The sequence below is a fragment of the Pseudomonas sp. PA15(2017) genome (assembly GCF_001945395.1).
Lineage (GTDB): Bacteria > Pseudomonadota > Gammaproteobacteria > Pseudomonadales > Pseudomonadaceae > Aquipseudomonas.
Window position 1 is genome coordinate 71,607 of record NZ_MSXV01000032.1, and the last position, 13,044, is coordinate 84,650.

The 13,044-nt window shown below is 59.8% G+C and carries 13 protein-coding genes and 2 tRNA genes; 9 read left to right on the forward strand and 6 right to left on the reverse strand.

All coding sequences use genetic code 11. From position 1 onward, the window contains the following. Positions 1-261: 261 nt before the first annotated feature. Positions 262-681, reverse strand: coding sequence for a DUF86 domain-containing protein (locus tag BVH03_RS10575; protein WP_075961113.1), 420 nt, complete (start codon positions 679-681; stop codon positions 262-264). Continuing rightward, positions 671-1,066: a nucleotidyltransferase domain-containing protein gene (locus tag BVH03_RS10580; RefSeq protein ID WP_075961114.1), complete on the reverse strand. Its 396-nt coding sequence runs from the start codon at positions 1,064-1,066 to the stop codon at positions 671-673. Before BVH03_RS10580 ends, BVH03_RS10575 begins: the two co-directional genes overlap by 11 nt. A gap of 340 nt (positions 1,067-1,406) precedes the next feature. Here BVH03_RS10580 and BVH03_RS10585 point away from each other — a divergent pair, with 340 nt between their 5' ends. Both BVH03_RS10585 and BVH03_RS27210 read left to right on the forward strand, forming a co-directional pair. Continuing rightward, on the forward strand, positions 1,407-1,631 hold the full coding sequence (locus BVH03_RS10585) for an addiction module protein (protein WP_075961115.1): 225 nt from the start codon (positions 1,407-1,409) through the stop codon (positions 1,629-1,631). Further along, on the forward strand, positions 1,628-1,930 hold the full coding sequence (locus BVH03_RS27210) for a type II toxin-antitoxin system RelE/ParE family toxin (RefSeq protein WP_075961116.1): 303 nt from the start codon (positions 1,628-1,630) through the stop codon (positions 1,928-1,930). Before BVH03_RS10585 ends, BVH03_RS27210 begins: the two co-directional genes overlap by 4 nt. A 208-nt stretch (positions 1,931-2,138) precedes the next feature. Here BVH03_RS27210 and BVH03_RS10595 read toward each other — a convergent pair whose 3' ends face one another. Beyond that, a complete protein-coding gene (locus BVH03_RS10595; protein WP_075961117.1) occupies positions 2,139-4,547 on the reverse strand; it encodes a membrane-bound PQQ-dependent dehydrogenase, glucose/quinate/shikimate family in 2,409 nt (802 codons plus the stop codon). A 430-nt stretch (positions 4,548-4,977) separates the two neighbouring features. Further along, the gene (locus tag BVH03_RS10600; protein ID WP_075961118.1) at positions 4,978-5,451 is read right to left on the reverse strand and encodes a pilin; all 474 of its coding nucleotides are present in this window, start codon (positions 5,449-5,451) and stop codon (positions 4,978-4,980) included. A gap of 258 nt (positions 5,452-5,709) precedes the next feature. Here BVH03_RS10600 and pilB point away from each other — a divergent pair, with 258 nt between their 5' ends. The 7 genes from pilB to BVH03_RS10635 all read left to right on the forward strand — a co-directional run bounded on the left by pilB (position 5,710) and on the right by BVH03_RS10635 (position 12,545). Beyond that, positions 5,710-7,410 carry a type IV-A pilus assembly ATPase PilB gene (gene pilB, locus BVH03_RS10605; RefSeq protein WP_075961119.1) on the forward strand — a complete coding sequence of 567 codons (1,701 nt, stop codon included), beginning with the start codon at positions 5,710-5,712 and terminating at the stop codon, positions 7,408-7,410. 2 nt (positions 7,411-7,412) lie between these two features. Further along, positions 7,413-8,636 (forward strand): type II secretion system F family protein, encoded by a 1,224-nt coding sequence (locus BVH03_RS10610; RefSeq protein ID WP_075961120.1) that lies wholly within the window; start codon positions 7,413-7,415, stop codon positions 8,634-8,636. 3 nt (positions 8,637-8,639) lie between these two features. Then, positions 8,640-9,512: an A24 family peptidase gene (locus BVH03_RS10615; RefSeq protein WP_075961121.1), complete on the forward strand. Its 873-nt coding sequence runs from the start codon at positions 8,640-8,642 to the stop codon at positions 9,510-9,512. 116 nt (positions 9,513-9,628) lie between these two features. Then, positions 9,629-10,237, forward strand: a complete 609-nt coding sequence (gene coaE / locus BVH03_RS10620) for a dephospho-CoA kinase (RefSeq protein WP_075961122.1) — start codon at positions 9,629-9,631, stop codon at positions 10,235-10,237. After that, on the forward strand, positions 10,234-10,434 hold the full coding sequence (gene yacG / locus BVH03_RS10625) for a DNA gyrase inhibitor YacG (protein ID WP_070884463.1): 201 nt from the start codon (positions 10,234-10,236) through the stop codon (positions 10,432-10,434). Before coaE ends, yacG begins: the two co-directional genes overlap by 4 nt. A 39-nt stretch (positions 10,435-10,473) precedes the next feature. Continuing rightward, positions 10,474-11,001: an MOSC domain-containing protein gene (locus BVH03_RS10630; RefSeq protein WP_075961123.1), complete on the forward strand. Its 528-nt coding sequence runs from the start codon at positions 10,474-10,476 to the stop codon at positions 10,999-11,001. A gap of 245 nt (positions 11,002-11,246) precedes the next feature. After that, positions 11,247-12,545 carry an NAD(P)/FAD-dependent oxidoreductase gene (locus BVH03_RS10635; protein ID WP_075961124.1) on the forward strand — a complete coding sequence of 433 codons (1,299 nt, stop codon included), beginning with the start codon at positions 11,247-11,249 and terminating at the stop codon, positions 12,543-12,545. A gap of 337 nt (positions 12,546-12,882) precedes the next feature. On the opposite strand, the gene BVH03_RS10640 is transcribed toward BVH03_RS10635, so the two are convergent. Continuing rightward, positions 12,883-12,958, reverse strand: a tRNA-Lys gene (locus BVH03_RS10640). A gap of 5 nt (positions 12,959-12,963) precedes the next feature. Further along, positions 12,964-13,040: transfer RNA gene (locus BVH03_RS10645), tRNA-Pro, on the reverse strand. Positions 13,041-13,044 lie beyond the last annotated feature (4 nt).

Here is a 13,044-nt window from a genome sequence, read left to right on the forward strand (position 1 = left end):
CAGGCTTGAAGTGAGGCATGCCGCGATAACCACACGGCTTTAGAACCTGTTCACGATCTTCATGCGCCTGAAGCGGCAACTACAAGGCGGGAGCGCTCATCAGCGCAGTATCTGTGGGAGCGGGCGGGGACGCCCAGTCCATGCCCCCGATTTTTCGCGCGCATGGCGCGCTCCCACAGTGGATCAGTGAACGGCCGCCCCCACCACTTAGCGGCCAAAATTGGCGAACCTGGGCCGAAAGATCATGAACAGGTTCTTAGATCAACGAGCGGCGTCGCGCAGAAGAATTGCCTGGGAGTAGTCCAGGAATTCATCCAGGTGACCAGTAATCACCGCGATGGTAATTGGCAACTGCAACGCCTGATATTCATGCACCGCAATATTGCGATATCCGACCATCCTCTTCAGCGCATCGGCGAGCGCCACAGCAATCCAACCATGCTCGGCCAATAAGCCGAACACATCTCGGGCGCTCTGCGGTATGCCCAAGCGCTCACGACGAATCAGATGCTGGCCCATGTCCAGCGCAGCCTCACAGGCACGCTGAATATTCAGAATGGCAGCGTCCTGACGGGTAACGTCCGTACCGAAAGTAGAAGGGTCACGTTCGTACTCCTCGCGTGCCCGCCTGACACATCGCTCGATACTTGCCGCCTTGTTGAGCAAAACATCATCGGCCACATACCCGCCCCTCCTGCTCGATAATGCGCAACAGCGGCGCTCTGGCTGCATCCAAATCCAGCTTCTCGCTGAGCATGGCACACTCGAACAAACCTGCCCGCTCGTCCCTGGCCCACCAACGCTCGCCATGCACGATCACCTGCTGCTGCATCACCGTCGAAGCCTTGCGTAAATCCAACAGGTCCACGGGGCAACCCACAACGTCCTCAAGCTCCCCAGCCAGGCGCCATAGCGCCACAGGCTCTGCGTATCCTTCTACCAATACGGCGAGATCCAGATCGCTATGCTCATTCGCCTCGCCTCGAATGCGGCTGCCGAACGCATAAATAGCCAATACACCCTCGAGTCGTGCACATAGCAAATCAATCACGGCCTGTTGGTTCATATGCCCTCCTGCTGAGCAAGCAAGTGTAACCCAGCCTTGGCGGGCGTATCAGTCGAGGGCGTCAACCGCCGTACTACTCGCAACATCCCCAAACCCAGGCAGCAAAACGCCTCGCACGAGGCGGGGCGTTCAGTGCTAGCTCTCGATACAGCGGGCTTGCGGTAGACGGCTGACTACGAGCTTTTCGCCGGATTAGGCCTTTGGCTAATCCGGGTTACGGATCGAATTGAATCGGCCATAGCGCGCTGGTGTTTCAGCAGCACACGATCAGCGTGCAGTCATGGCACACACCTGTCTTCCATGCCAGAATCCCAACGTCACGCAAGAGCAGGACTGCCCCATGGACATCCAGAAAATTGAAAACGAAGCTCTGCACCTTTCTAGAAAGGAGCGGGCCGATCTGATCCAGCGCCTGGTGCTCAGTCTCGACACGCCCACGGAGGAAGAACTGCGGGCAGACTGGCTGGCAGAGGCGCAGCTCAGAGCCAAAGAGCTGGACAATGGCTCGGCTCGGGCGGTGCCAAGTGAAGAAGTCATGAGAAAAGCTCGAGCACTGCTCGGATGAGCTATTCGTTTCACCCTGCGGCGGAGGCCGAACTCCTGGAGTCGGTGGGTTACTACGAATCTAGGGTTGCAGGACTTGGCGGCACCTTGATACGTGAATTCGAAACACTTGCCCGGTTGATCAGTGACGCCCCGAGAGCATGGCAAGTGGAACTTACGCCAGATATTCGCAAGGCTCCGCTCCAGCGTTTTCCTTTGTCCATTATCTATCGTGAACAGACTGGCAACGTTCAAATCCTGGCTATCGCACATGAGCGGAGGCGTCCGCAGTACTGGCTCAATAGATTTCATAAATCTTAGGACGTATTAGCCGAAGGCGTAATCCCCGCATAATCCACAACACGAATCCCAGAAAGCAAAACGCCCCGCGCAAGGCGGGGCGTTCGATGTGGTACCTGATACCGCGGGTTCGCGGTAAACAGCGAGCTACGGGCTTTGCCCCGCTTTAAGCCCTCAGCTAACCCAGGCTATGGATCGAACCGAATCCGCCATAGCGCGCTGCCTTCACTTACAGCTTCTCCTCAGGCAGCGCCCAGGCCGTCACCGAATCGCCGATCTTGGTGCCGAACGAACCGTGCCCGCCGGCCATCTGCACCACGTACTGCCTGCCGGTCTTCTCCGACACGTAGGTCATCGGCGTGGCCTGGCCGCCCGCCGGCAAGCGACCTTTCCACAACTCTTTGCCGGTCTTCAGATCATAGGCGCGCAGGTAGTAGTCCAGCGTGCCGCTCATGAAGGCCACCCCACCAGCGGTAACGATCGGCCCGCCAAGTGCTGGCGTACCGACCGGAAACGGCAGGCCCAGCGGCGCGCTGTCACGGCTGGTGCCGTTCTTGTGCATCCATACCTTTTTCATGGTGCGCAGATCGACGGCCGTCACATAGCCCCAGGGCGGTGACTGGCATGGCAAACCGAGCACCGACAGGAACGGTTCCAGGCGCACCATGTAAGGCGCTCCCAGATTGGGCTGCAAGCCGGTTTCACCGCCACCGCGACGCTCCTCGGACTCGACCTCGGTGCGCTTGACCATCTGCGAGATGAACGCCAGATAGTTCGGCGCGCCGAATAGCAACTGGCGGTTCGGATCCACCGCCACTGAAGGCCAGTTGAACACGCCGACGTTACCTGGATAGATCAATGAGCCTTGTTGCGACGGCGGGGTGAAATCGCCCTCGTAGCGCAGCTTGCGAAACTGGATGCGGCAGAGCATCTGGTCGATCGGCGTACCGCCCCACATATCGCGCTCACGCAGCGGCTCCTGGGGCGCGTAGCTCAGCGCCGAAGTTGGCTGAGTGGCTGCAGTGGTGTCGCCGTAGTCGGTGCCTTGCGGCACCGGCATTTCGTTGACCGGCACGATGGGCTCGCCGGTACGCCGGTCGAGCACGTACAGATCACCCCGTTTGGTCGCCTGGATGATGGCCGGCACCTTGCCCTGCGCGCCGTCGATATCCACCAGGGTCGGCTGCGATGGCAGATCGCGGTCCCAGAGATCGTGGTGCACGGTCTGAAACTCCCAGCGCACCTTGCCGGTCGCCAGATCCAGCGCAACCAGGGTGGCCGTGAAGCGTTCGGCCAGTTCGCCACGAGGGATGGACCACTGATCGGGGGTCTGGTTGCCCATCGGCAAATACACCAGCCCCAACGCCTCGTCGGCGGTGGGAATCGTCCAGACGTTGGGCGTGCTGCGTACATAGGTCTTGCCTGGCGCCAAAGGCTCGGTGGCGTCCGGGCTGCCCGGATCGAAATTCCACACCAGCTCGCCGGTCTTCGCGTCATAAGCGCGAATCACGCCGCCGGGAGAATCCACCGAACCGTTATCGGTTATCGACCCGCCCTGGATCACCAGCTTGCTGGTCACAACAGGCGGCGAGGTCGGCAGAAAGACGCCCAGTGCGCCCTCACCCAGCCCGGCCTTGAGATCCACCGTGCCGGCATCGCCGAAGTCTTCGCACGGCTGACCGTCCTCGACATTCAGCGCCATCAGGGTGCCGTCGTTGGTCGGCAGGAACAGGCGCTTTTCACAGCGGGCGGCGGGCTGATCGGGTTGTTCTGCCGCATTGGCGACAGCCGCGGCAGCGGCACCATCGTGATAGGCCAGACCACGGCAGGTCATATGCTGGTAGTACTCGGCATCGCGATTGATGCTCGGATCGAACCGCCAGCGCTCCTCGCCCGTGTCCGCATCCAGCGCGATCGCCACGCTGTGGGGCGTACAGATGAACAGCGTATTACCGACCTTCAGCGGAGTGACCTGATTGGTCAGCTCATGAGGATCGCCCTCACCCGGCAGATCCCCGGTATGAAACTCCCAGACCTTCTCCAGCTTGCCGGCATTCTCGGGGGTGACCAGATCAGCGCTCGAGTAACGATCGCTCTGCTTGGAGCCCCCATAGGCCGGCCACTCGCTCGACGAGCGCTGCACAACACCACCAGCCGCCTCGCCCTGCATCTGCGCGTCGCTGAATTCGCCATCGATGGAATGGTAATCCTGGGTCAGCGAATAACCGGCCATCGCCGCACCGGCCAAAAGCCCCACGCCCAGAACCCCGGTCGCGCCGTCACGCCAGACACCGTTGCGGCCGACGTGCCGATTGACGAAAGGCAGGAACAGCCAGAGGCCAAGGATGCACCACAGATCGATCCGCGGCGCCAGTTGCCACCAGTCGAAGCGGACTTCGTAGAGGGTCCAGGTGAGGGTGCCTAGAAGGAGGAGGCCGTAGATACCAACAGCCATTCGCCGCTGTGCAAACAGCAGGCCCGCCACGATAATCAGGCCGATGCCGGCCACGAGGTAGTACCACGACCCGCCCAGTGTCGCGAGATACCCGCCCCCGCCGGCAATCACCAGCCCAAATAGTAGCACCACCAGTGCAGTCAGATTAATAAGTAGGGGCCGACGGCCGTCTTCCATAGTCATGCGGGAACTCTCCACCCAGTTCATTACAGCCAGCTAAAGCGAAGCCTTTTGAAACATCTATTCAGCAATAGCCAGTGGAAAGGGGGAGGTTTTTTTGGTTCAGTTTTTTTCTGGCGTGGTTTGGCGAAGCTTAGCTGCTGCAGTTGCTATGGCAGACTCGAGGTATTTGATGAACCCACAATTCATCTGAATGAGCAGCCATATCGTGTGTAGCAAAAACCGCAAGGCGTAGTCCGTCGCCATGACGGAAGCACCGAGAAATCCAGACAGTAAAACGCCCCGCGCGAGGCGGGGCGTTCAGTTAAAGCTCACGATACAGCAGGTTCGCGGCAAACGAGGGATTACGACTTCATCTGATCCGTCTGCGAATCAAATTCAATCCGCAGTACCGCGATACGGATTATGGGTACCTGCCATACGTCACAAACAATTAGATTTTTGCGCAGTTGCTAGGGCGAACCTTGTCATCAAGGTCGCTGGTGCAGGTCCAAGCACCGGTGGCCGGCGCATAAGTGAAGAGTACTTTCTTGCCACTAATCAGCGAATTAACATTAGTGGTCTTGAAAGTGGCTTCAAGTTGGCAGTTTGTGCTGTTAACGGTTGAAGCAACAACGGTGTTGACATACTGGCCAGTGAGCGTCAGACCATTCAGCGCACCAGCAGGCGTGGCGTTAGCGCCGGTACCGCTAGCAGCTGCAGTACTACAGGAGCTGATTCCAGAGTTGCTTATCCCCTCAACCACCGGCGTTTTGAGCCCACCCAAGAGTGTCACAGCTTCAGCGGCTTGGGAGCGAGCGGTATAGTTCTGATATTGCGGGATAGCGATAGCAGCCAAGATGCCGATGATCGCAACAACGATCATCAGTTCGATCAGCGTAAAGCCTTTTTGCATTTGAGCTTTCATGGGACTCTCCAGTAGTTAAGTTCAGGCAGACAAGCCTGTCCATCACCAAGCAGAAGCCGTGCCAAATACAGAATTCCTGCCTTCTACCTCACTTACTGCCAACATCCTCACAGAATCACCGGGCACCTCCTAAAGCACGCCCTCAGCCGAACACATTGATGCGCACCTTGTGACATTTTTTGTCACCTCGTTACTCGCAATTTGGCAGCTACAAACATCTACGCTATAACGCCCCCATCTATTGATGCTGAGGTGCCCATGAGCGAAAACATTCCCCTTTCCGGCCTGGCCAAGCAGGTGGTGCTGGCCGAGCTGCTGGATGAAAAGGCCGCTCAACAGGCTCAGGTGCAAGCCAAGCGCAACAAACTTTCCTTAGTGCATTACCTAGCACAGAACAAACTGGTTAAGAGCCGCGCCCTAGCAGAGCTGACCGCGGATCAGTTCGGCATTGCCTATTTCGATCTGAGCGCCTTGGACAAGGAAAGCCAGCCGAAAGACCTGGTCAGCGAAAAGCTTGTGCGTCAGCACCGCGCGCTGCCGCTGTGGCGCCGAGGTAACAAGCTGTTCGTGGGGATTTCAGACCCCTCTAACCACCAAGTGGTCACTGATATTCAGTTCAGCACCGGCCTTTCTACCGAAGCGCTTCTGGTCGAGGACGACAAGCTTGGCGACGCCATCGAGAAGTTTTTCGATACCGGGCATACCGGACTAGAGGACATGGGCGATGTAGACCTGGACGGCCTGGAAACCGAAAGCGTCGACGACGACAAGAAGCCGGACGGCGGTCAGGATGCCGATGACGCCCCGGTGGTGCGCTTCGTTAACAAGATGCTGCTCGACGCCATTAAGGGCGGCTCCTCGGATTTGCACTTCGAACCCTATGAGCGAGCATACCGCGTACGTTTCCGTACCGATGGCATCCTGCACGAGACGGCGCGTCCGCCCATCCAGCTAGCACCTCGCATTTCCGCGCGTTTGAAGGTCATGGCCGGCCTGGATATCTCCGAGCGGCGCAAGCCGCAGGACGGCCGCATCAAAATGAAGATTTCCAAGAGCAAATCCATCGATTTCCGCGTCAACACCCTGCCAACGCTGTGGGGCGAAAAGATCGTGATGCGTATCCTCGATTCTTCCAGTGCGCAAATGGGTATCGACGCCCTGGGTTATGAGGAAGATCAGAAGGAGTTGTACCTCAACGCCCTCAAGCAGCCTCAGGGGATGATCTTGGTAACCGGCCCGACGGGCTCGGGCAAGACGGTATCTCTTTATACCGGCCTTAATATCCTTAATACGCCCGACGTAAATATTTCCACGGCCGAAGACCCGGTGGAAATCAACCTGGAAGGCATCAACCAGGTCAACGTCAATCCCAAGCAGGGCATGGACTTTACCCAGGCGCTACGGGCGTTTCTGCGTCAGGATCCGGACATCATCATGGTCGGTGAGATTCGCGACCTGGATACTGCGTCCATTGCCATCAAGGCCGCGCAGACCGGCCATATGGTGATGTCGACCCTGCACACCAATAGCGCCGCGGAGACCCTGACCCGCTTGCGTAATATGGGCGTACCGTCCTTCAACATCGCCACCTCGGTGAACCTGATCATTGCCCAGCGCCTGGCGCGCAAGCTGTGTTCGTCCTGCAAAAAGGAAGTCGATATCCCGCGCGAAGCATTGCTAGAGGAAGGCTTCCCGGAAGACAAGATCGGCAGCTTCAAGATCTACGGCCCGGTTGGCTGTGAAAATTGCAAGAACGGTTACAAAGGCCGTGTCGGTATTTATGAAGTGGTTAAAAACACGCCGAGCCTGCAGCGGATTATCATGGAGGAAGGCAATTCCATCGATATTGCCGCGCAAATGCGCAAAGACGGCTTTAACGACCTGCGCACCTCGGCCCTTGTGAAGGCCATGCAAGGCGTGACCAGCCTTGAGGAAGTCAACCGCGTGACCAAGGATTAACCATGGCAGCAGCAGCAAAAGCGCCCAAGACCAGCACCTTCGTGTGGGAAGGCAAGGATCGCAAGGGCAGCATCGTCAAAGGCGAGCTCAACGGCCAGAATCCAGCGCTGGTCAAGGCGCATTTGCGCAAGCAAGGCATCAACCCGACCAAGGTGCGCAAGAAGGGCATGAGCCTGAGCGGCACAGGTAAGAAGATCAAGCCGCTGGATATCGCTCTGTTCGCTCGCCAGATGGCTACCATGATGAAGGCCGGCGTGCCGCTGCTGCAGTCGTTCGACATCATTGCCGACGGTGTGGAAAAGCCCGCTATGCGCAAGCTGGTAGACGAGCTCAAGCAGCATGTGGCGGCAGGTAACAGCTTTGCTGCCGCGCTGCGTACCAAACCCCAGTATTTCGACGATTTGTTCTGCAACCTGGTTGACGCCGGCGAGCAATCCGGTGCACTGGAGAACCTGCTTGACCGGGTCGCCACTTATAAAGAGAAAACGGAAGCACTCAAGGCCAAGATCAAGAAAGCCATGAACTACCCGATTGCCGTCATCGCGGTGGCGGTCATCGTGTCGTGCATCTTGCTTATCAAGGTAGTGCCGCAGTTCAAGGAGGTTTTTGCTAACTTTGGTGCCGAACTACCGGCCTTTACGCTGTTTGTTATTGGCATATCCGAAGGTCTGCAGGAATGGTGGTTTATTTTCCTCATTGCAATGGTAGGCGCGGGCTACGCTTTCACGCAGGCTCAAAAACGTTCGGAGAAATTCCGAGATACGCTGGATCGCACCATCCTCAAGACCCCTATCGTTGGCAACATCGTTTACAAGGCTGCCGTTGCCCGTTATGCGCGCACACTATCAACGACCTTCGCCGCGGGCGTGCCGCTGGTCGAGGCACTGGACTCGGTTGCTGGCGCGACCGGCAACGTGGTGTTCCGCAATGCCGTGGCCAAGGTCAAGCAGGATGTCACCAGCGGCATGCAATTGAACTTTTCCATGCGCTCGACCAATGCCTTCCCAGCCATGGCCGTTCAAATGACCGCGATTGGTGAGGAGTCCGGTGCGCTGGACTCCATGCTCGATAAGGTGGCCAGCTATTACGAGGCCGAAGTGGATAACGCCGTAGACGGCCTGACGGCGCTAATGGAGCCGCTGATCATGTCCGTACTGGGTGTATTGGTCGGTGGCCTGATCATCGCCATGTACCTGCCAATCTTCCAACTGGGCTCCGTCGTCTAACCCATGACCGTAATCGACTTCCTGGCCGGCAATACGCCGGCCTTTGTTTTCTGCGCGCTGATCATCGGCCTGCTGGTCGGCAGCTTCCTAAACGTAGTGATCCACCGCTTGCCAAAAATGATGCTGCGCGACTGGCGAATCCAGGCCCGGGAAGTGCTGGAACTACCCCCTGAGCCTGCCGGGGAAACCTACAATCTGGTACTCCCCCACTCCAGTTGCCCGCACTGCCAGCATGAAATTCGCCCGTGGGAAAACATCCCCGTCATCAGCTACCTGTTCCTGCGCGGCAAGTGCGCCGGCTGCAAGACTAAGATCAGTCTGCGCTATCCGCTGGTCGAACTCGCCTGCGGCCTGATTTCAGCCTACGTCGCTTGGCACTTCGGCTTTGGCTGGCAAGCAGCCGGCATGCTCGTGTTGGCCTGGGGGCTGTTGGCGATGAGCCTGATCGATGCCGACCATCAGTTGCTGCCGGACGCGCTGGTATTGCCGCTGCTGTGGCTGGGTTTGATCGCCAATAATTTTGGGCTGTTCACCAGCCAGGAAGACGCCTTGTGGGGCGCCGTTGCGGGCTACCTGAGCCTCTGGTCGGTGTTCTGGCTGTTCAAGCTGGTGACCGGCAAAGAAGGCATGGGTTATGGCGACTTCAAGCTGCTGGCAATGCTCGGCGCCTGGGGTGGCTGGCAGATTCTGCCGTTGACCATTCTGCTGTCTTCGGTGGTCGGCGCCGTGCTCGGGGTGATCATGCTGCGCCTGCGTGATGCCAGCACCAGCACGCCGATTCCCTTTGGCCCTTACCTGGCCATTGCAGGCTTTATTGCGCTGCTCTGGGGCAAGCAGATTACCGAGGGTTACTTGCAATTCGCCGGTTTCAACTAAGGCGTCCCAACTGCCCCGGGTATCGCTTCGTTCAACCCAGGCTACCACCGACTGATTCGCCACACTCTCTTGGCTCCTTTACAATCCGCCCCTGATTTTCTGAGGGGCAACTGACCATGAAACCCTGGACGCTCGGGCTTACCGGCGGTATCGGCAGTGGCAAAAGTGCCGTTGCCGCGCAATTTGCCGCGCTGGGCGTCGATTTGATCGACTCGGACCAGGCCGCTCGCTGGGTCGTCGAGCCGGACCGCCCTGCCCTGGCGGCCATTGCCGAGCACTTTGGCAACCAGGTGCTGCAAGCAGACGGGCAATTGAACCGCTCGGCGCTGCGCGAGCTGATATTTCAATCACCCGCCGAGCGCAGTTGGCTGGAAAGATTGCTGCATCCAATGATCGCCGCAGAAACCGCACAGTTCCTGGCCAACGCCAAGTCACCCTACGCCATCACGGTCTCGCCCCTGCTGATCGAATCCGGCCAGTACAAACTGGCGCAGCGCGTTCTGGTGGTCGATGTGCCCGAGCGGTTGCAGATCGAGCGCACCATGCAGCGTGATCGGTTGTCTGCCGAACAGGTGCAAGCCATCATGGCGGCCCAGGCTACCCGCCAGACACGCCTGAGCCATGCCGATGACATACTGGTCAACGACCGCGACCTGGCCTGGGTCGAACAGGAGGTCGAACGCCTGCACGCCTTTTACCTGACCTTGAAAGGAGGCCAACCATGACCACACCTACTCTCGTCGCCTGCCCCACCTGCGCTGCCCCCGTGGAATGGGGCCCACAGAGCCCGAGCCGGCCTTTCTGCTCCGAGCGCTGCAAGCTGATCGACCTGGGCGCCTGGGCATCGGAAGAGCACGCGATTCCCGGCAATCCGCTCGAGGACGATCTGTTCTCCGATGACCTGCCGCCCAGCCGGCACTGAGCCGCCGCTCCTTGTCCAGCGTGACGGCGGAACCACACCTTGAGGCCTGACGCCCACCCAGCCAGCCCGCTCCAGGCACTTATCGCTGCCGTGCCGCAGCAGGGCCAAGTGCGCTGGATCGGCGTACGGCCCGAACGGCTCGCCGACATGCAGATTCTCGACGCGGTCGAGGCGCGTCGCGAAGCGGGCCTGACCGGCGATCATGCGCGCCCCGGCCCGCGCAATGCACGCCAGGTCACGCTGATCCAGTGGGAGCACCTGGCCGTGATCAGCGCTCTGCTCGGCCGCGACGCTGAGCACGCGATAAAGCCCGAGGATCTCAGGCGCAATATCGCCATCAGCGGCATCAATCTGTTCAGCCTCAAGGGCCGACGCTTTCGCATCGGCCAGGCGGTCCTGGAGACCACCGGCTGGTGCCAGCCCTGCGCCAAGCTGGAACAGCGTCTGGGCCTTGGTACCTTTCAAGCCGTGCGCGGCCATGGCGGGATCACCGCACGGGTGATCCATAGCGGCATCATTCGCCTGAACGACAGGCTCGAGGTCGAACCGCTGGAACACTTCGAATAGTAATGCCGTCGCACGCTGATTGCGCAGCACGCTGTTAGAATGCATGCAACCTGTCGCCGACGAATTGAACCCAGGCGGCAGGCTTTCTGTCGATGAGTTGACGCAACGCACGCAGCCTCGATGCAGCACAACCCGATTTCCGACGCGCAGGCACCCGCCTGAGCGGATTGGCACATGAGTCGCCCGGCGCTGGAGCACCGCTCGCCCGGACTCGCCACCGATTTCCTAGCCTTGTGAGACTCACCATGACCCATCGAATCGTCATTGTCGGCGGCGGCGCCGGCGGCCTGGAGTTGGCTACCCGCCTGGGCCAAAAGCTCGGTAAGCGCGGTAAGGCGCAGATCACCCTGGCCGATGCCAACCTCACCCACATCTGGAAGCCGCTGCTGCATGAAGTGGCCGCTGGTTCGCTGAACTCCACGGAGAACGAGCTGAACTATGTGGCCCAGGCCAAGTGGAACCACTTCGAATTCCAGCTCGGGCGCATGAGCGGACTGGATCGCGAACGCAAGACCATTCAGCTGGCCGCCACCCTGGACGAGGACAACCGTGAATTGGTGCCCGCCCGTGAATTACCCTACGACACACTGGTGATCGCGGTGGGCAGTACCACCAACGACTTCGGCACCGAGGGCGCGGCCAACCATTGCATCTTCCTCGACACCCGCGAGCAGGCCGAGCGCTTCCATCGCAAACTGCTCAGCCACTACCTGCGCGCGCACGCGGGCAACGGCGACAACGATCAGGTCAGCGTCGCCATTGTCGGCGCCGGCGCCACCGGCGTCGAACTGGCAGCCGAGCTGCACCATGCCGCACGTGAACTGGCGGCTTACGGCCTGGATCGTATCCGCCCGGAAAACATGCGCATCAGCCTGGTCGAAGCCGGGCCGCGGGTGCTGCCTGCCCTGCCGGAACGCATCAGCGCGCCCGTGCACAAGACCCTGCAAAAACTCGGCGTGAACGTGATGACTGGAGCGGCGGTGAAAGAGGTCACCGCCGAGGGGCTGGTGCTGGCCAACGGCGAAACCATCCCTGCCAGCCTCAAGGTCTGGGCAGCCGGTATTCGCGCGCCAGCCTTTCTCAAGGATCTGGATGGCCTGGAGAGCAACCGCATCAATCAGCTGGTCGTCACCGGCACCTTGCAGACCACGCGCGACGAAAACATCTTCGCCTTTGGTGACTGCGCCGCCTGCCCGATGGGTGACGGCAGCGAGCGTAACGTGCCACCGCGCGCCCAGGCCGCACACCAGCAGGCTTCGCTGCTGGTCAAATCGCTTGCCCTGCGCCTGCAGGACCAGCCGCTGCCGAACTACACCTACAAGGATTACGGCTCGCTCATTTCGCTGTCGAGCTTCAGCGCCGTCGGCAATCTAATGGGCAACCTGATGGGCAGCGTGAAACTGGAGGGCTGGTTGGCGCGGATGTTCTACATCTCGCTGTATCGCATGCACCAGATGGCCCTGTACGGCCCCTTCCGCACGCTGCTGCTGATGCTCAGCGACCGCATCGGTCGCAGCACCGACCCGCGCCTGAAGCTGCATTAACTCGGGAGGCTGCCGAGGAGCAGCTCGGCGCCCTGACGGAGAGAATGGCACGCTGCTGATCGAGCCACGCGGCGAAGGCGTCGGTGATTGATGGCTTTCACCTGCGCCGCCCAACAACTGCAAACTTGTGGGAGCGGGCCACGCCCGCGATCTCGCGCGCCTGGCGCGCTCCCACAGAGGCACGCCGCCCCCTCCTACCACGCAGGGACTGTCAGGCCGCGTGGGTGAAAACCACCGCCAGCGGAGCTCCGCAGTGGTGCGCGGAAAATACAAACCAGAGCCCGGAAAGCAAAAAACCCGCCTTTTGGCGGGTTCTTTACTCAAGCAGTGCTTGAAATGGTGGGTCGTGTAGGATTCGAACCTACGACCAATTGGTTAAAAGCCAACTGCTCTACCAACTGAGCTAACGACCCGAATATGGTCGGGGTGAGGGGATTCGAACTCCTGACATCCTGCTCCCAAAGCAGGCGCGCTACCGGACTGCGCTACACCCCGAGGA